Here is an 18,340-nt window from a genome sequence, read left to right as displayed (position 1 = left end):
GTGTTGAATATATTTCAAAATATAAAAGGAGATAAAGCTATTTGGGCCATTGCGGCACTCTTGGCCTTGTTTTCATTTCTGCCAGTATATAGTGCAAGTAGTAATTTGGTCTATGTAGTAGGTAGTGGTACGCCAGTTGGTCATTTGGTAAAACATGCCATACTGTTGTTTTTAGGCTTTGGAATTATTTATGGGGTACATAAAATACCTACGCACTTCTTTAAGGGGCTTTCAATGATTGCCTTGCCCATAGTGTTGGTCTTGCTCATATTCGTATTGGCACAAGGCACCTCAAGTGGTGGTACTAATGATAGTCGTTGGATCCGTCTACCACTGGTAGGTTTCGGCTTTCAGCCCTCTAACTTGGCGGCAGTAGTGTTAATGATATATGTAGCGCGTTATTTCTCTAAGGTAAGAGATATTAAAATAACATTTAAAGACAGCATATTGCCTTTATGGCTTCCGGTTTTCTTGGTGGTAGCTTTGATTTTACCCGCGAACTTTTCAACGGCAGCAATCGTTTTTTCAATGGTTATGGTATTGTGTTTTTTAGGAGGATATCCTATGAAATACTTATTAAGCATTATTGGAGCGGGAATGTTGTTTTTGACCATGTTCGTATTAACGGCAAAAGCTTTCCCAGATTTATTTCCGAATAGGGTAGATACATGGATGAGCCGAATAGATAGTTTCTCAAACCCTGAAGATTCAGAAGGAACTTATCAAATAGAAAGAGCAAAAATAGCGATAGCTACTGGCGGAGTAATGGGTAAAGGAGCTGGAAAAAGTGTGCAGAAGAACTTTTTGCCACAAAGTTCATCAGATTTTATCTATGCTATTATAGTGGAGGAATATGGTTTAATAGGAGGATTTATACTCATGTTATTTTATATGTTTCTGCTATTTAGAATAGTGGTGGTTGCCAATGGTTGTGCATCGGTTTTTAGCAAGTTGTTGGTGCTAGGCGTAGGGTTGCCCATTGTGTTTCAAGCATTGATTAATATGGCGGTAGCGGTGGAGTTGTTTCCTGTAACAGGTCAGAACTTACCATTGATTAGTAGTGGAGGAACCTCTAGCTGGATGACCTGTTTGGCGATAGGTATTATTTTAAGTGCAAGTAATAAAAGTATAGCTCAGGAGAGTGCTTCTGGCAACGATATTGATATGGATGAAACGAACCCTTTAGAGATTTTAAGTGGGCAGTTATAAGTTCATTTTATCAGGAGGAGGTACTGGTGGCCATATTTATCCGGCGATAGCCATAGCGAACGAATTGAAAAAGAGATATCCTGATGCAGAGTTTTTGTTCGTAGGGGCGAAGGATAGAATGGAGATGGAGAAAGTGCCACAAGCAGGGTACAGAATAGAAGGATTGTGGATTACAGGAATTCAGCGCAAACTGACCCTTAAAAATCTACTATTTCCAATAAAATTGATAAGTAGTTTAATGAGAGCAAATAGCATCGTATCGAAGTTTAAACCAAACGCCGTAATTGGTACGGGTGGTTTTGCGAGTGGTCCGTTGTTAAAAATGGCAACCGTAAAGGGTATACCTTGTGTTTTGCAAGAACAAAATTCATTTGCAGGCATCACCAATAAACTATTAAAAGATAAAGTGAAGAAAATCTGTGTGGCATATGATGGCATGGAGAAGTTTTTTCCGAAAGATAAAATTGTAAAAACAGGTAATCCTGTACGTTCAGATTTGGTGGAATTAAAAGCTACTAAAGATGAAGCTTTACAGTATTTTGAATTGAATGCCGATAAGAAAACACTTTTAGTATTAGGTGGAAGTTTAGGGGCAAGACGTATCAACCAATTGGTAGCAGATCATTTAGAATATTTTGAGGCATTAGGCTTACAAGTAATATGGCAATGTGGTAAAGGGTATTACGAAACCTATAAATCGCATCAGTTGGAGAACATTAAAGTGTATGCTTTTTTAAACTCGATGGATAAGGCTTATGTAGCGGCAGATTTCATTATTTCAAGAGCTGGCGCAGGTGCGGTATCAGAATTGTGTTTGGTAGGGAAACCAACATTCTTTATTCCGTCGCCAGTTGTTGCAGAAGATCATCAGACCATGAATGCATTATCGTTGGTTGGGCATGAGGCTGCAATTATGATTAGAGAAAAAGAGCTTGATGCGACATTTAAAACGGAGTTTGAATCGGTATTTAAATCTGCAGAAAAACAAATAGAACTATCAAAGAATATTAAGTCGTTGGCATTACCAAATGCCACTGCTGATATCTGTGATGAAATAGAAAAATTGATATAATAAAATGAACGTAACGCAAATACATAAGGTGTATTTTATTGGCATAGGGGGCATAGGTATGTCAGCTTTGGCGCGTTATTTTGCGTTCATTAACAAGGCGGTTGCAGGGTACGATAAAACAGAGAGTCCGCTAACAAAAGAATTGGCAAGTTCAGGTATTGATATTCACTATGCTGATGATATTGATACAGTGCCAGATGAATATAGGAATGACAAAGAGCATACCTTGGTAGTATATACGCCAGCGGTACCTGCTTCTCATTCAGAGTATCAGTATTTTTTAAATAATGGGTTCACGATTAAGAAACGCTCAGAGGTACTTGGTTTAATAACCAAAGATTCTTTTTGTTTGGCAGTTGCCGGTACACATGGTAAAACTACTACCTCTAGTATTTTGGCACATTTGTTAAAAGAAGCGGGAGTTAAAATGACTGCGTTCTTAGGCGGAATTTCAGAAGATTTCAATAGTAATTTCCTGTTAGAAGGAACGGAGTATTCGGTGGTAGAAGCAGATGAATTTGATCGTTCATTTATGCAGTTAACACCAAATGTAGCCTGTGTTACGTCAATGGATGCTGACCACCTTGATATTTATGGTGATGCCCAAGAATTGGAAAGAACATTCGTAGATTTTACCAAACGTTTAAAACCGGACGGTAAATTATTTGTTCGAAATGGTTTGCCTTTAGAAGGGTTGACCTATGGTATTGAAGACGATTCGGATTATTGTATCCGGAACATAAAAATAGAACATGGCACCTACATATTCGATTTGGAGACCCCTGACCTCAAACTAGAAGGGGTTGAATTTAACAAACCTGGGCGACATAATTTGTTGAACGGTTTGGTAGCTTTCGCAATGGCGATGCAAGCAGGTTCCCCGCCGCATCGCCTTGCAGAGGCATTAGCAACTTTTAAAGGAGTGCAAAGGCGATTTTCATATCAGATTAAAAGTGATGATTTCATTTTTATTGATGATTATGCACATCACCCAACAGAGATAAACGCTGTTTTCGAAGCAGTTGCAGAAATGCATCCGAATAAAAAAGTATTGGCAATTTTTCAGCCGCATTTATTTTCAAGAACACGTGATTTTGCAGATGAGTTCGCAAAAAGCTTATCGCAATTCGAGAATATTTTGTTGTTAGATATCTATCCGGCTAGAGAAGAACCACTTGAAGGTGTTACGGCAGAATGGTTGTTGGATAAGGTGACAAGTAGTAATAAAAAATTAATTTCAAAAGAACAAATCCTTTCTGAGATAAAAAAACAAGATCCTGAAGTTTTACTAACAATGGGAGCTGGAGATATAGGTTTAGAAGTGGTGAAAATAAAAAAAGAGATGTCGTATGCAGGTTAATTGGAATTTTATAAAGTTAGTTGCTTTGGTTCTGGTAATCATGTGGTTATATGCTTTTTCGAATGAGCGTAATAGCGCCAAGAATGTTACGGGAATGAAGGTAGAATTCGTTGGGGATCAAAATTTGTACCTCACCGAAGGAACGGTTAATAAATTGTTAATACAAAATTACGGGAGCCTTGATAATGTGCCTAAAGAAAATATAGTTTTGAATACTGTAGAAAAGGCCCTTGAGGCCAATGAAATGGTAAAAAGTGCACAAGTCTATCTAACAATAGATGGTGAGCTGACGTCGAGAATAGTTCAACGTAAGCCAATAGGACGTATTGAAGGGAATTCGAAATTCTATTTGGACGATGAAGGAAAGAGAATGCCGCTTTCAAATAATCATTCAGCAAGAGTTCCTATCATAACGGGCAATATCAGTGGTAAAAGCCTTGAAGATGTCTATGTCATTTTGGAACATATAAATATGGATGATTTTTTTCGTGAATCTGTTATTGGTATTCACATTAAAGGAGAAGAAGAATATCAGTTACGATTAAGGCTTAATAATTTTGTTGTGAACATAGGCGGTATTGAAGATTTAGAGGCCAAGTTTAGCAATTTTAAGGCATTTTATGCCAAAGCGAACAAGGATGAAACCTTGGAGGATTATGCAGAAGTAAGTTTAGAATTCAATAACCAGGTGGTGTGCACTAAAATATAATAAAATGGAACAAACTAAATATTCAGTCGGTTTAGACATTGGAACAACGAAAATCGTTGCCATAATCGGAAAGCAAAACGAGTATGGTAAAATTGAGATTTTGGGTATAGGTAAGTCCAAAAGTTTAGGTGTACACAGAGGGGTGGTAAATAACATTACCCAGACTATAAAATCTATACAGCAGGCGGTTGAAGAGGCAGAAGCAAATTCAGGTCTTAAAATTGGATCTGTAGTTGTTGGTATAGCCGGTCAACATATAAGAAGTTTACAGCACAGCGATTACATCACCAGAAAAGATTCTGAGGAAGTAATTGGTGAAGAAGATGTTGACTTACTATGCAATCAAGTGCACAAATTGATTATGCTACCGGGTGAAGAGATTATTCATGTATTACCACAAGAATACAAAGTTGATGGTCAAGCTGAAATACGCGAACCTGTTGGTATGTATGGTGGTAGGCTAGAGGCTAATTTTCATGTAGTAGTTGGTCAAGTAGTTTCAATAAAGAATGTTGGTCGTTGCATTAAAAGTGCAGGATTAGATTTAGGAAATATAACACTAGAGCCATTAGCGTCATCTGACGCAGTATTGAGTCAAGAAGAAAAAGAAGCAGGTGTAGCATTAATCGATATAGGTGGTGGTACTACTGATCTAGCAATTTTCAAAGACGGTATAATTAGGCATACTGCGGTAATACCTTTCGGTGGTGGAGTCATTACTGAAGATATTAAAGAAGGATGTTCGATTATAGAAAAACAGGCAGAGTTATTGAAAACCAGATTTGGTTCAGCATGGCCGGGTGAGAACAGAGATAATGAAATTGTATCTATACCAGGTTTGCGTGGTAGAGAGCCAAAAGAAATCTCTTTGAAAAATCTGTCAAAGATTATTCATGCTCGCGTAGTTGAGATTATTGAGCAGGTATATGTAGAAATCAAAAACTACGGTCACGAAGAACAAAAGAAGAAATTAATTGCAGGTATCGTGTTAACAGGTGGAGGAAGCCAACTTAAACATTTAAAGCAATTAGTGGAATATATTACAGGTATGGATACTCGTATTGGGTACCCTAACGAACATCTAGCAGGCGATTCTGATGAAGAAGTTGCTAGTCCGTTATACGCAACAGCTGTTGGTCTTTTAATGAATGCAATTAAAAATCAGGAGAAGTTGAAATTGACGCAAGAAGAAATTTTACAAGAACAGGAACTAGAGCAGGAAGAGGAAGAATTGGTATATGCTGAACGTGATACCGAGGCAGTAGCGCGCCCTAACCTGCATAAAGAAAGAAAATCTGTTTTTGATAAGTGGTCTGAAAAATTGAAAGAATTTTTAGATAACGCAGAGTAATAAGCATAGCACAAGAGAATACATAACCAGTAATAATTAGAATATGAGTAAGAACAGCGAATTTGATAATATCTCCTTTGATCTACCAAAGAATCAAAGCAACGTTATAAAAGTCATTGGTGTAGGTGGCGGTGGTAGCAATGCCATTAATCACATGTTCCAGGCGGGAATTAACGGAGTTGATTTTGTAATCTGCAACACAGATTCTCAGGCTTTAGACAACAGTCCAGTGCCAAACAAAATACAATTAGGCATGTCATTAACTGAAGGTTTGGGTGCTGGTGCCAATCCTGAAGTAGGTGAACAAGCTGCCATGGAAAGTATGGAAGAGATTAAAAGTATGTTGGATACGACTACTAAAATGATCTTCATTACTGCAGGTATGGGTGGGGGAACAGGAACTGGTGCTGCTCCCGTAATTGCCAAGTTTGCAAAAGAAATGGATGTTCTTACTGTTGGTATCGTTACTATGCCGTTTCAATTCGAAGGTAAAATGCGAGTTGAACAAGCACAACGTGGTATTGAAAAATTACGCAACAATGTCGATTCGCTGATCGTTATTAATAACAATAAATTAAGAGAAGTATACGGAAACCTAGGTTTCAAAGCTGGTTTCTCTAAAGCTGATGAAGTATTGGCAACTGCTGCTAGAGGTATTGCAGAAGTTATTACACATCACTATACACAAAACATAGATTTACGTGACGCTAAAACAGTACTATCTAATAGTGGTACTGCTATTATGGGTTCTGCTATTTCATCTGGTTCTGCAAGAGCTAATGAAGCAATCATGAAAGCATTAGATTCTCCATTATTGAACGATAATAAAATTCAAGGAGCTAAAAATGTATTGCTATTGATTGTTTCTGGTGCGCAAGAAATTACTATCGATGAGATTGGTGAAATCAATGATCATATTCAAATTGAGGCAGGATACGGAGCTAACATCATTATGGGTGTTGGGGAAGACGAGAGCTTAGGCGAAGCTATTGCAGTTACTGTAATTGCTACAGGTTTTAATATTGAGCAACAAGATGATATTGTAAATACCGAGTCAAAGAAAATTATTCATACTTTGGAGGAAGGGCAACGTGCAGAGGCAATGTTGTTATCGAACCAAAAAACGGTCCATACTTTAGAAATGGACGATGAGGAAGAGGAGGTAAAACAAGTCAAACCCGTAAAAAAGTATGAGTTCGTTGAGGAAGAAGATTTTGACTTGATACCTACAACGAACTATATTAAAAATTTCAATGTTTTTTACGAGGAAGTACTAGCGGAAAATGTTTCAGAAGAAGATTTTGTTATCGTAGATGCACCTTCATCTTTTAGAGATCTTGAAGTAGTTGAGCCAGAAGAAATACAAGTTGAAGAAGAAGATGATCAATTTACAGTTGATTTTGAAAGTTCTTCAAGAGACGAGGAAGAAAAAGAAAACGTAATCATGTTTGACTTGCATGATGAAGTGAAAGATATTGATGTTAACGAAAGCATCGAAATTGTACCAGTATTAGAGTATAATAAGAATGGTGAAAAACGTTATAGTTTAGATGACTATATGCAGTTAGAAAGTAAACTTACGGGTGCAAAGTCTAAGGCAGAAGAGTTCGAGCCTAAGATTATTGAAGACGAGTTAGTATTTGAGAGAAAGACCGTAGCTCCAAAAAGAGAAGTACATCCAGAGGAGCAACTAGATCCAATGGAAACGCCGATTGAAGAGTTATTGAGAGATAGAGCGGATGAACGTAGAAGAAAATTGAAAGATTTCAATTATAAGTTCAAAAACAATGCACCTACTAGTTATGACGAAAAGAAGCCGGCATACCAAAGACAAGGTGTTGACTTGAACGAAAGTTCACGAGAAAAGAAGATTTCTAGAACATCGTTGAGTGGAGATAGTAATGATGATATACAGTTACGTTCTAATAACTCATTTTTACATGATAATGTAGACTAATAATAGTCTCACAACATTTTTAAACCCGAAAACTAAGTTAGTTTTCGGGTTTTATTTTTTTTATCTTTACAGACCAAAATAAAGATAAAATGGGTTTACAGCAAAAAGTAATGGAGCAGTTGAAATTGGCTATGAAAGCAAAGGATGCTGTAGCACTAGAATCCCTTAGGGCTATTAAATCTGCTTTATTGGTAGCTAGTACAAGTGGAGGTGCAGAAGTGACTGAAGATGATGAGATACAAATAGTACAGAAGTTAGTAAAACAAAGAAAAGATAGTGCTGCTATTTTTATAGAACAAGGAAGACAAGATCTTGCTGATCCAGAATTGGCGCAGATTGCGGTAATAGAACAATTTTTACCAGAACAACTTACAGAAGAAGAGGTAGAAAAAGTAGTCGTTCAAACTATAGATGCTACCGGTGCTTCAGGAATGAAGGATATGGGTAAGGTTATGGGTATTGTTTCTAAAGAATTAGCAGGTCAAGCAGATGGTAAATTAATATCTACAATCGTAAAAAAGAAATTAGCATAACATAGTTTAGTATTAGGGTGTTTTTCATTTTGCTAATTGCTAATTGCTAATTGCTAATTGCTAATCGAATACTGAATATAAAATAATGGCCTCGTGGCGCAACTGAATAGCGCATCAGATTTCGGCTCTGAGGGTTGGGGGTTTGAATCCCTTCGAGGTCACTGTATTAAAACCTTAACAGATTATAAATCAATTTGTTGAGGTTTTTTAATGTTTTAGATATTCGAAATTGGAACGAAAAATGGTACGATTATGTTTTTTTGTAAGTCGGAGAGTAAAATGATTTTGCTCCAAGAGGGTAAGCAAATAAAGCCTAATAAGTACTATACTTACTAGGATTTTTGTTTTTTAATTTTTTTTCATTCATTATTTTATCCAATTACCTGATTAGTAAAAGGTCGGTTGAGCACATATAAGTAGCATTCAATCAAATTGTATTTTTTATCCTTTCTATTGTGAGTATGGTAAGAGTTCTATTCCTGAATAAAGTTTTTGTTGATTATGTACAATTAATATGAAAAAAATTTATTTTTTTGAAGTAAATTCGTACGGATGTTTTTGTCTTTATTTCTAATTATGGTAAAATAAATTTATGAAAGGAAAACCAAGAAAAAATTATATTCCCCAAAAAAATAGTCATAATAATGGGAAAGCGATAAAAGCAGTTACTTCTCTTTTAGACCTTATGGAGGATGGCAAAGAATACGAGAGTATGATAAAACATCCTATAGTAAACGTTGATTTCACCTTTGAGTTAAGAAGGGCAATTGGTGAAATGGAAAAAGTACGCGGCAAAAGAATGATATGTTATGTTGCTAATGTGGTAAATACTCAAATTAAAGCAAACACAGGTATCGATAATACCGACGATTTACCATTTTCTGAAATGATTGCACAAATCCCTCCAGAGGAAAAGGAAATAGATGTTTTAATTGTTACCGGAGGAGGATCTGGGCAACAAGTTGCTAGATTTGTAGATAGGCTCCGTAATAGATTTGATAAGGTATCCTTTATATTGCCAAATATGGCAATGAGTGCTGGAACAATCTTTGCCCTTTCTGGAGATGAAATAATCATGAATTCTGGTGCTCATATTGGACCAATAGACCCTCAAGTCATAGGAAAAAATGGACGATTTGTTGCTGCTCAATCACTCTTAACTTTAATTACAGAAATACAGAAGAGGGGTGATGAATTACTTAAGGCAGGTAAAAACCCTCTTTGGACGGATTTACAAATTTTGAATCAAATTGATGCTAAGGAAATAGGTAGTGCAATTAACGGCAGTAAGTATAGTATTGATTTAGTGAAAAGTTATTTAAATGATTACAAATTTAAATCATGGAATGTACATAGTAGTAATGGGCAGCCAGTTACATCGAAAGAAAAAGAAGATAGGTCGAAGGAAATAGCGGAATTATTGTGCGACCACTCTATATGGAAAACACATGCTACAGGTATACCTCGTGAGGTTGCATGGGATATTTGCAAATTGAAAATTCTTCATTCAGAAGATATCAAGGATTTTGATAGGTTATTGCGAAGATATTGGGCACTTTTGTATTGGGTATTTGGAAATACTGCAGTTTTTAAAATGTTTCTTTCTCAAGAATATTGTATATTAAGAAACGATAAATCAGCATTAAATAATTAACTTTAATTAATATGAACAAAAAAAACTTACTAAAGGATATCGGTTTTTCAGATGAATTTTTATCTCAACTTGAAAATCAAAATTTTACTAATGATTTTAATAGTGAAACGGTGATTAATTTTAATCCAATTGTCCAAAATTGGACAAGCGATACTAATCAATTGCAAGTTTATGAAACACAATCATCTACGGATAGATTATACATTAAATAGTATTTCTTAAATTGCTATACCTGTCTAAAGTTTCACCACCAACAAAACTACCTATTTCTAATATTTTATTTATTCTGTTGTCATACATCACCTCAACCCAGAATTTAGAAAGGGAATAGAGAACATAAGTTATGTTTGCATCTTTAACGGAATCTACAAACTTACCTTTGGTAAATACTATGTCGTATTTCTCATGATTAGATAATATATTGAAATCGTAAATGCCCATATGTTTAATAATATAATTTTTAAATCAAATCTTATAAATATATCAAATAACATTAAATTATTGTTCTGGTTAGTTTATCAGGGTTTTGTTTACCCAATTCGATTTACATATTTAATATTTAATAATTGCATTAGAAAGTTCTGAAAAGTAATCTTCATTGCCATCTGGTTTGTATTCTAGGTAAGAGTCACTATTGTATAACCTCATAAGTTCCCATTTACTTTCTGATAATTTTAAAAGTATATTTTCGGGAATCTCATATGCTAATGAACCAGAATCACCGCATTCGGTATTTAATACATTGGCTAGTTCTATAATTCCGTGTTCATCAGTTTTAATCTTAATCACGTCATCTTCTCTAAAACAACCGTCTAGGTTATATCTTGATTTATAATAAACTCTTAAGTAGTATTTACCAGTATGTAATTTTGCTATGCTTATATCAATGTATGGGCTATTATTATAAGCAATTGTTAAATTGGAAGTATGAAATGAAGTTGTTTCTTCCATTTCGTCATATTTAGTTTCTACGGTTATACCTTTGTTATATTCTGCAATTTCTTTAAGTTCTAACGCTGAATCTATGACCATTTGATATTTCTTTTTATCTGCTCCCTTAACAATTGCATACATAGCACTAACGCCAAATGTATGTATTGCTTTGAAGTCTTCAATTTCAAGAACTTCATTTGGACTTTCAGTTTTATAAGACATTACTAGACCAGTACTAAATATTGTTGAATACATTCCATTTTTTATGGCGGCATATTTTAAGGTCAAAAGATCTCCTACATGGTATGTGATTCCATTTGAAGCCTTATAGGAGTCGTATCTACCTCTTATTTTTTGATTAGGGTCACTTACTTGTTCGTAGGTGACTTGTCCTGTAAGATTTAGATTAATTGTGATAAAGATTAAGAATAATAGTTGTCTCATTTATAAGAATTAAATAGTTATTTTGGATATTTAGTAAATTATACTGGGCAATTTCAACAATAAATATTTTTATCTATTACGGTATTCCGTAAAACTATTAAATTTTTATAAATTTTGGTTTTATTGCGTTACTTCATAGGACTCTAAAATCATTTCACATTTATATAATTGTGTTTTAAGACTATCAATTTGATTCGTAAGTACTTCTGATTTACTTCGTAAAGAATTGGCTTGTTGTTTTATTTTCAAGACCTCATCTTTTAATCGCATATTCTCTTTTTGCAATTCGAGGTTTTGGTTGGTACAGCCAGTCAGTAGGATAATTAGAACTATTATTCGCATACTTGAAAAATACAAAACATTTAATACTTAGGAATATTAAAATAAACTACATCTTGAAATAATATTGATTATTCAAACTATTTCCTTTCTCTAACCCAATTATCAATTGGTACATTCCAATATCCGAGTACTGGCATGATAAATATTACTACTCGAGACGGGTATTTATAATATAAATTGAAGTCTAATGTATCTGGTTCAAACTCTACAAAGAACCCATTCATTGATAAAGGCTTGTTTTCTTGTAATCCTGCATCATTTAACGCTGCTTCATACCTTTCCTTCCCTATTTCCTTTAAAAGGTCTTTAATACGCTTTAAATCGTTATTTCTGAATATTGTTTTGGACATAATCCGAAATTATGGACATAATCCAATATATTCAATTAAATTAATCATTTTTATTTTTGTATAGATTATTACAAAATGCGTGCATCATGACCTAAAATCTTAATCAATTTTCTAAGGTTTGATATTTTAATCTTTTTAGGTTGTTAAATTCGTTAGATTGTGATATTAATACTTCAGGATATTAACAACTACGCGCGCACGCGAACAGATAGTACGATATTGTAGTATTATTTCTGTTTTGCACAACTACACGCACGTTGTGACATGGAATAAATCTTTAGTCAACCTTAGGTTTTATTAGGTTATCTCTTTTTACCGTTCTAAAAACAATTCCTTTTTAAGGTGTCCGATTTGTCTAATTTACTATTTGTATTTTTTTACCTGTACGCGCGTATGTGATGTCTAATTACTTTTACTTTTTATAGTAAGGAATACCTAAAGAGTTATAGTATTCAACTTATCAAAACAATACGCGCGCGTATAGGTGCTAAACAAATTTTAGATTCTCGTGGTATTTATGTTTGAAGCATTAAAGAGTAACATTTGATTATCTATTGGCTGTCTGCTGTAATAACGATTTCTGATTTGTTTACTTAATTGGTCATATATCGTATTTTCATATCTATTTGGTTTACCTGTAAGCAGTATCGATTTCAGTTCATTAAACTTTATTATATTACTTTTTTCTAGATGCTTTAAACCAGTATTCGATAGTAGTAAAGAGGTTTGTTTCTGCATTGAAATATTTATACCAGTAACAGGGCAAATACGAGAATTGGAAAACGTAAGTATTCTACCTTTATCTAAAGTGGAATCTTTACACTTATCGCCTTTTGTGGTGATTATGGAATCTTTACGCTTTTCAGGTAGTAGAGTTTCTAGTTTTTCCCTTATTTTATTCTGAAATTCTGTATTTATATTGAAGGTTGTTCGGTCTAGTAATTTAATATAACTTTCTTTCTTTTCGTTAAATGTTGCGCTTCTTTTTGTCTGGATTGCCTTATACCAAAATGAACTATTTGAATAATTAATTAATCTCTTCTTATCCCTGGAGTTTAACTCGTTTAAAATAGGGTATTCGTCTATTATCAATATTTTGGAGGTGTTCTTTATTAGTGATGTTTTTAACTTATGATAGACTTCGATATTTAATAAGTCACCAATATTTTTAATACCTAGTGTTCTTATATTTTTACTTTGTTTCGCGCCCATTTCAAACCTTAAAGTGTTTTTGTCACAGTATTCAGGGTATTGAAAACCTTTACAGTATAGTTTAGCGTAAGAAAAGTAATTAGGTTTTCCGTTGGTGTAACTATGTGCTCTCTTTGCGTACCTATGTTCTTGGTCTTGAATAAATAAATTTCTTGAGTGATATATATTATAACCTATAAATTCTTTGTCATAATCATTAAACAAAAAGTTTAAACCGTATTCAAGATTATTAATCGGGTAGTGACTGAATGTTTCAATATTAAAAATGCTTACAAATCTTTTAATTGTCTCAATACTATCTAAGGCATTAAAATTATTTGCGTTGTGCTTATTTTGATTAAACCAGTAATGCGGATTAAAACTTATTACAATCCTTACGTTGCCTTCATTTGGCTTAGTTGGGTAGTGTGGTTCTTTTCTAAATGTTATGCCCTCAAATTCCCTTGTTTGTTTCTTGTAAATCTCACCAGTAGATTTACTTACCTTCTCTATTTTATTTTTGTAGTATAGTAGAGGGTGTTTCCATAAAGTTGTAATTTCGGCTGTATTAGTAACCCAAATTTGTATGTAGTCAATCATTAAAATATTATCTTTGGGTTGTTATCGTTGCCGATAGCATTTGAACAAATTGAGGGGCTTATGCAGCCCCTTTTACTTGTTTTAATGACCTATCCTTTGAAATTATTTAAAAAGCCCCCTAATGGCTTAGGGTAGAAGTCTTTAAAGTAGTATATGACTAACTCGTTACCATTATCTTTAAATCTTGCTAGTAATAGATTCTTTTGGTTAATGGTGTCGCCATAAAACAAGTCTATATCATTGGTAGGAAACAAACCAGTAATTTGTTTACTCCATTTATTAGGTTGTCTTATTTTGACTGAATAGATGTACTTTGCTTTTGAGAAACCACGATTAATACCAATATTAAGTTTGTTGGATAGTGTTTCTTTGCCGTCTATGAGGTTGTAATGCCTAACCTCCTTATATACTTTACCAGTATCTAGTTTGAACTGCATTACATCTGGCGTTGGTATCGCTGCCATATGTTATAGTTCTATTAATGCAGATTCTACTTCACTACGCTTGTAATAGACTTTACCTGAAATCTGATAAGATTGTAGTAGTCCTTTTTTCGTCCATCCGTGTAAACTTGAAAGGTTTATTTTTAATAGTGTTGCTGTTTCTTTTCGACTAAGTAATTCTACTGGTGTCTTTGGTTCAAAACTTTTTTTGAGATCTTCTAAAAGGCTCTTAAAATCTTGATGGATTTCTTCTCTAAATTGTTGAGGTGATGTGGCAATAAATTGTAATTGTTGCATAGAACATTATCTTTTTTAGATTATTAATGTCTAAAGGTCAATCGAATTACATGGTACTAGTTGCCGTACCAGTACCGTTTAAGTACCACTTTTGTTAATCGCTTCGAAATGCTCTAAAAAACTGTTGGTCATGCTAATTCCATTCTGAATGCAATGTTGGTGGATGGTAGTTAATCTTAATTTATTTTTCCAAATATTTTTATCACTTAGAGTACTGTTATTAAAGGTTTCACTAATGTAAGGACGGTAGCCATTAGGGTTATGACTGAATTTTTCCTTTGCAATCTGGGTAAAATTGGATTCATGTTTTTTAATTAATTTATCCATTTCGCCATTCGCAAAAAGTAAACCAACTTTAAACCAATTATAGTCTAATTGATTTTTTAATGTTTCTTTTCCAGAGTACTGAATTTCCTGATTGGGAAATTGAATTGCATTTTCTTTTTTCCATTTCTTACGAAACATTGGATTGTATTCTGCAACAATCATCCAAGCCTTGTATATCTCACCATCTAAAATACCTTGTTCAAAAAGTTCGTCTTCTATTATTTTGTAACTCTTTTTATATTCGTTATTTGTATTTCCTATAAGTTGCAATGGTAAACAAGAAACATTAAGTGCATCATGGACTTTACTAAAGATTTTATTAATAAAAATTTTTTTTTCTTTTGAGAAAAGTTCATTCTCATTTTCAACTTTTTCTAAGTAATTAAAATATCCAGAACGAAACCCTTTGCCATATTCTTTCAAATGCTTTTCAAGTCTAATCTTGGAAATCGGTTTTGTTGAATTATCAAAAAGGATATTTTTCTCCATTAAACCTATTAGCCATTCATATCTAGAGTTTGAAAAGTAAAATGATATTTCGTCAATTGTGATTGGGTTGAATTGAACTCTGTGAAAATCATCTAGGATATTTGGGTCGGTTAATGAGTTATCTATTGCTACGAATTTCAAGTATTTAATTTCTTCCTTTGATACTTCTTTGCTTTCAATTTTCACTAAGTCATTTGGCAGTTTTATTGATAAATAATTGCTATAAAAATTATAGTCGTCATATTTTTGTTCTACCCTAGTGTTGCATATTTTGTTTATCTCATCACAATGCTCCATGTACTCATCAATTATAAAAAGTCCTTTAACAATTTTATAGTTCATGTATGTGAAAAATACATATGTAGTTAAGTTATCATCTTTAACATGGTCAAAATTTTCAACCATAGATTTGGAAATATATAGATTTTTTGTTTTGGCTAATACATAATCAAATTCAATAGAAAAATCCTTTTCATTTAATTCAAGTAAGTAGTTGACATTACTTCTAGTAATTTCAAAATACTCACTTGCTAAAATAATTTGTAGTTCTTCAATATCTTTAGGATTGTCACAAAGTTCTGTCAATCTCATTTAAATAAATTTATCGTTGCCTTTGTAAATATAAAAAAGGCTGCGATTATGCAGCCATTGGAATTGATAAGATTTTATAAATTGAATTTCCGTAGGTTCTAGGAATTAGATATTTACACTTTTTAATTTCTTTTACCAAGTTACTTATCTTATTTGCGTTCTGAATAATTATAAGATTGCTTTGTGCATAGGTCAATACTTTGTCTAGGATATTAGTGTGCTCTATATTTTATGATTCGTTTAAAGTTGAGGAAAATACTTATTATTCGTTTACGGCATTTGGTATAATAGTTAACTTAATATTTTTCTTTTTCTCTCTTCGTTTTTCGTGGTATTCGTCAAATTGTGCTTTTGTGCTTGCAATGTTATCGGTATTACCTCTGTTAATATAACTTTTTAGCATTTGCTCGGTTGCGTGTCCTGTAATATTCATAATTAACGATGTGTTAATACTACCGTAGTAATTTGTTGCAAACGAACGTCTAAAGGTTCTGGTAGTAATTAGGCTATGTTTGCTATGTAGGTCAATGATGTTTCTGGTTTCCTTTTTGCCGTTAATTATGGTAACGGTTGCTTTACTGCCTTTAATTTTTTCGTTAATTTCGGATAGTTTGCAAACCTCTTTGATGTCCTCGTTTAATTTCACCCCGTTGCTAGGATAGTTAGTTTGAGGTAAGCCGTATTTATTTAAAAGATAAAGAATTCTATCACTAATCGTAATTTGTACAATTGTATCGGTTTTATCTGTTCTGAATTCCCAGTAATTTACACCATCTACATTTTTAATGTTAGTGTCTATAAGTTTGTTTTGGTCTGAATACCTTAATCCAGTTTCACAACCGATAAGAATAGCCTTTTTAGCATCAATTAATTTTGGGTCACTTAATTCTTTCTTGTCGATTTTGTCCAGTTCATCATAGTTTAGCCATACTACAACTTTGTCTTTGTATACGTCTTTAAACATTTTAAACGACCTTAATGTTTTGCTAACTTCTATAATATCTTGTTCATCATTCTCATAGGCTCTAACGGCTGAACTTCTAAACTTCTTTAGTTGTGTATTAATATAAGATTTTCGATACTGCATTTCGTTGTATGCCCAATTTTTAAAATGGTCAGCAAAATTTGCATTGAGGTCTTTAATGGTAAATTCTTGTTTCGTGTGTTCTTGGTATTTTAGAAGTAGTCTATGAGTAACCTTGTATTTTTTTAACTCGTTTCTATTTGTGCCATACTTTATGAACATTCCTTTTATTGCATTTGCTAGTAAGTTGGCTTGTTTTATTTCTTCTTTTCTATTTTCTACTGATTCTGCAAGTTGATTTTGTTCTGCATCTGCTGTATTGATTTTGTCTTTAGTGTCTAAAATATATAAGGTGTCTTGTATTGTAGTCTTAAACCATTCTGATGTTATTGGTACACCGTTGTTGCTATCTCTGGTAAATAGTTTTAAAATAGATTCTTGTATATCTATTAAGTAAGCTTTATGTTCTTTAATTGTTACATCGGTATTTTTAGCAAAGTCTTTTGGTTGTACATGTTTGTTTATAGTCTTGCCATTTTTGGAGGTTCTTTTAAACCAGTATTCTTTTTTAGATAGAATAGGGGTAGAAAGTCGGTAATCTATGTCTTTGCCGTTTATTAGGCGTATTGATAGTTTGCCATTCTCTTTTTTGCCCCTGTAAATGAAGTTAATCTTTGCCATTGTATAGTATTTGAACAATACAAATATATGTAATGGTACGAAAAGCGGTACGATTATGTTGTTTTAATTACAATCATAATCAATCAATTTAGATGTATAGGTTCTTTGTATCAATAAAATATGGTATTTAATAACTTATATTAAAATTTTATGTATAGTAGGTTTGAATCCCTTCGAGGTCACAAAGTTTTAAAGCCACATCTTAAAAGGTGTGGCTTTTTTGTGTTTTAACCGCTACTGTAATGAGGCGAATTGGTCTTGCCTATTTATATAGGTAGAGCTTAGGTGTGGAATGGCCTAGTAATGATGTGGTTTTCATTTTTTATTGTTGTGTGTATTGAAAATCGTGTTAGTATGTATAGATAGTATCGGAAGAACTCTTTTTAAGTAGAGATTAAAACGGATGATTATAGTTGCTGATTTATGATATACCAAGTTCAAGTTGCAAGAATTCTATGTAGTATATATGAGTAACAATTAAAATCAATCTTTTTCTGCTTATGTTTTTTACTTTAGTAAGAGTATAGATATTAAAATTGCTACACTATTATATGTTATTTAAACTTTTTTTTTGGTCTTAATATGTAATATGATGACTAGTTGAAACTTCTTTTTTGAGTATCTAGTATTATTTGAATTTAAGAAACACTAACCAGTTTAATAGTGGAAGGTTGTAATGTGTATTGAAGTAATCATTGTTGTTCGTTTTTTATGTGAATTCCGTAGTTTCTAACGTTCGGTAAATCATGGTGTTATGTTATGGTTAAAAAACTTTCATTTTTT

At 33.2% G+C, this 18,340-nt stretch carries 18 protein-coding genes and 1 tRNA gene; 10 read left to right on the top strand and 9 right to left on the bottom strand.

Going from position 1 to position 18,340, the window contains the following annotated elements; all coding sequences use genetic code 11:
- The 10 genes from Q4500_RS17820 (at position 1) to Q4500_RS17775 (ending at position 10,057) form a co-directional block, all read left to right on the top strand.
- Complete coding sequence (locus tag Q4500_RS17820) at positions 1-1,209, top strand: FtsW/RodA/SpoVE family cell cycle protein (RefSeq protein WP_303600926.1); 1,209 nt, start codon at positions 1-3, stop codon at positions 1,207-1,209.
- On the top strand, positions 1,196-2,281 hold the full coding sequence (murG, locus tag Q4500_RS17815; protein ID WP_303600925.1) for an undecaprenyldiphospho-muramoylpentapeptide beta-N-acetylglucosaminyltransferase: 1,086 nt from the start codon (positions 1,196-1,198) through the stop codon (positions 2,279-2,281). Before Q4500_RS17820 ends, murG begins: the two co-directional genes overlap by 14 nt.
- Positions 2,282-2,285: 4 nt before the next feature.
- Entirely contained in the window at positions 2,286-3,641 is a 1,356-nt protein-coding gene (gene murC, locus Q4500_RS17810; RefSeq protein WP_303600924.1) for a UDP-N-acetylmuramate--L-alanine ligase, read from the top strand.
- Positions 3,631-4,350, top strand: coding sequence for a cell division protein FtsQ/DivIB (locus tag Q4500_RS17805; protein WP_303600923.1), 720 nt, complete (start codon positions 3,631-3,633; stop codon positions 4,348-4,350). The genes murC and Q4500_RS17805 overlap by 11 nt, the downstream gene beginning before the upstream one ends.
- A 4-nt stretch (positions 4,351-4,354) precedes the next feature.
- Positions 4,355-5,701 carry a cell division protein FtsA gene (gene ftsA, locus Q4500_RS17800; RefSeq protein ID WP_303600922.1) on the top strand — a complete coding sequence of 449 codons (1,347 nt, stop codon included), beginning with the start codon at positions 4,355-4,357 and terminating at the stop codon, positions 5,699-5,701.
- A gap of 43 nt (positions 5,702-5,744) precedes the next feature.
- Positions 5,745-7,658, top strand: coding sequence for a cell division protein FtsZ (gene ftsZ / locus Q4500_RS17795; protein ID WP_303600921.1), 1,914 nt, complete (start codon positions 5,745-5,747; stop codon positions 7,656-7,658).
- 89 nt (positions 7,659-7,747) lie between these two features.
- Positions 7,748-8,191 (top strand): GatB/YqeY domain-containing protein, encoded by a 444-nt coding sequence (locus Q4500_RS17790; protein ID WP_303600920.1) that lies wholly within the window; start codon positions 7,748-7,750, stop codon positions 8,189-8,191.
- 87 nt (positions 8,192-8,278) lie between these two features.
- Positions 8,279-8,352, top strand: a tRNA-Arg gene (locus tag Q4500_RS17785).
- A 431-nt stretch (positions 8,353-8,783) separates the two neighbouring features.
- Positions 8,784-9,845, top strand: coding sequence for a hypothetical protein (locus Q4500_RS17780; RefSeq protein WP_303600919.1), 1,062 nt, complete (start codon positions 8,784-8,786; stop codon positions 9,843-9,845).
- Positions 9,846-9,856: 11 nt separating this feature from the next.
- A complete protein-coding gene (locus Q4500_RS17775; RefSeq protein WP_303600918.1) occupies positions 9,857-10,057 on the top strand; it encodes a hypothetical protein in 201 nt (66 codons plus the stop codon).
- Here Q4500_RS17775 and Q4500_RS17770 read toward each other — a convergent pair.
- From Q4500_RS17770 to Q4500_RS17730, 9 genes are all read right to left on the bottom strand, one after another.
- On the bottom strand, positions 10,050-10,286 hold the full coding sequence (locus Q4500_RS17770; RefSeq protein WP_303600917.1) for a hypothetical protein: 237 nt from the start codon (positions 10,284-10,286) through the stop codon (positions 10,050-10,052). The two genes, Q4500_RS17775 and Q4500_RS17770, sit on opposite strands and share 8 nt — an antisense overlap.
- Positions 10,287-10,397: 111 nt before the next feature.
- Entirely contained in the window at positions 10,398-11,222 is an 825-nt protein-coding gene (locus tag Q4500_RS17765) for a hypothetical protein (protein ID WP_303600916.1), read from the bottom strand.
- Positions 11,223-11,342: 120 nt separating this feature from the next.
- Positions 11,343-11,492 carry a hypothetical protein gene (locus tag Q4500_RS17760; RefSeq protein ID WP_303600915.1) on the bottom strand — a complete coding sequence of 50 codons (150 nt, stop codon included), beginning with the start codon at positions 11,490-11,492 and terminating at the stop codon, positions 11,343-11,345.
- A gap of 149 nt (positions 11,493-11,641) precedes the next feature.
- The gene (locus tag Q4500_RS17755) at positions 11,642-11,914 is read right to left on the bottom strand and encodes a hypothetical protein (protein ID WP_303600914.1); all 273 of its coding nucleotides are present in this window, start codon (positions 11,912-11,914) and stop codon (positions 11,642-11,644) included.
- 498 nt (positions 11,915-12,412) lie between these two features.
- On the bottom strand, positions 12,413-13,705 hold the full coding sequence (locus tag Q4500_RS17750) for a hypothetical protein (RefSeq protein ID WP_303600913.1): 1,293 nt from the start codon (positions 13,703-13,705) through the stop codon (positions 12,413-12,415).
- A gap of 89 nt (positions 13,706-13,794) precedes the next feature.
- Positions 13,795-14,169 carry a hypothetical protein gene (locus Q4500_RS17745; protein WP_303600912.1) on the bottom strand — a complete coding sequence of 125 codons (375 nt, stop codon included), beginning with the start codon at positions 14,167-14,169 and terminating at the stop codon, positions 13,795-13,797.
- A gap of 3 nt (positions 14,170-14,172) precedes the next feature.
- Positions 14,173-14,445 (bottom strand): helix-turn-helix domain-containing protein, encoded by a 273-nt coding sequence (locus Q4500_RS17740; RefSeq protein WP_303600911.1) that lies wholly within the window; start codon positions 14,443-14,445, stop codon positions 14,173-14,175.
- A gap of 78 nt (positions 14,446-14,523) precedes the next feature.
- Complete coding sequence (locus Q4500_RS17735; RefSeq protein WP_303600910.1) at positions 14,524-15,852, bottom strand: hypothetical protein; 1,329 nt, start codon at positions 15,850-15,852, stop codon at positions 14,524-14,526.
- Positions 15,853-16,114: 262 nt separating this feature from the next.
- The gene (locus tag Q4500_RS17730; protein WP_303600909.1) at positions 16,115-17,557 is read right to left on the bottom strand and encodes a phage integrase SAM-like domain-containing protein; all 1,443 of its coding nucleotides are present in this window, start codon (positions 17,555-17,557) and stop codon (positions 16,115-16,117) included.
- Between the last annotated feature and the right edge of the window lie 783 nt (positions 17,558-18,340).

The organism is Maribacter sp. 1_MG-2023, assembly GCF_030547005.1.
In the GTDB taxonomy this organism is placed as follows: Bacteria; Bacteroidota; Bacteroidia; order Flavobacteriales; family Flavobacteriaceae; genus Maribacter.
Note: the sequence above shows the minus strand (reverse complement) of the source record. Positions and strands in the feature narration are given on the sequence as shown.

Excerpts from the sequence above, each read along its gene's own strand:
- Q4500_RS17770 (WP_303600917.1), bottom strand. The coding sequence starts at position 10,286 with ATGGGCATTTACGATTTCAATATATTATCTAATCATGAGAAATACGAC.
- Q4500_RS17790 (WP_303600920.1), top strand. The coding sequence starts at position 7,748 with ATGGGTTTACAGCAAAAAGTAATGGAGCAGTTGAAATTGGCTATGAAA.
- ftsA (WP_303600922.1), top strand. The coding sequence starts at position 4,355 with ATGGAACAAACTAAATATTCAGTCGGTTTAGACATTGGAACAACGAAA.
- Q4500_RS17755 (WP_303600914.1), bottom strand. The coding sequence starts at position 11,914 with ATGTCCAAAACAATATTCAGAAATAACGATTTAAAGCGTATTAAAGAC.
- Q4500_RS17775 (WP_303600918.1), top strand. The coding sequence starts at position 9,857 with ATGAACAAAAAAAACTTACTAAAGGATATCGGTTTTTCAGATGAATTT.
- Q4500_RS17730 (WP_303600909.1), bottom strand. The coding sequence starts at position 17,557 with ATGGCAAAGATTAACTTCATTTACAGGGGCAAAAAAGAGAATGGCAAA.
- Q4500_RS17780 (WP_303600919.1), top strand. The coding sequence starts at position 8,784 with ATGAAAGGAAAACCAAGAAAAAATTATATTCCCCAAAAAAATAGTCAT.
- ftsZ (WP_303600921.1), top strand. The coding sequence starts at position 5,745 with ATGAGTAAGAACAGCGAATTTGATAATATCTCCTTTGATCTACCAAAG.
- Q4500_RS17750 (WP_303600913.1), bottom strand. The coding sequence starts at position 13,705 with ATGATTGACTACATACAAATTTGGGTTACTAATACAGCCGAAATTACA.
- Q4500_RS17805 (WP_303600923.1), top strand. The coding sequence starts at position 3,631 with ATGCAGGTTAATTGGAATTTTATAAAGTTAGTTGCTTTGGTTCTGGTA.
- Q4500_RS17735 (WP_303600910.1), bottom strand. The coding sequence starts at position 15,852 with ATGAGATTGACAGAACTTTGTGACAATCCTAAAGATATTGAAGAACTA.
- murC (WP_303600924.1), top strand. The coding sequence starts at position 2,286 with ATGAACGTAACGCAAATACATAAGGTGTATTTTATTGGCATAGGGGGC.
- Q4500_RS17740 (WP_303600911.1), bottom strand. The coding sequence starts at position 14,445 with ATGCAACAATTACAATTTATTGCCACATCACCTCAACAATTTAGAGAA.
- Q4500_RS17765 (WP_303600916.1), bottom strand. The coding sequence starts at position 11,222 with ATGAGACAACTATTATTCTTAATCTTTATCACAATTAATCTAAATCTT.
- Q4500_RS17745 (WP_303600912.1), bottom strand. The coding sequence starts at position 14,169 with ATGGCAGCGATACCAACGCCAGATGTAATGCAGTTCAAACTAGATACT.
- Q4500_RS17760 (WP_303600915.1), bottom strand. The coding sequence starts at position 11,492 with ATGCGATTAAAAGATGAGGTCTTGAAAATAAAACAACAAGCCAATTCT.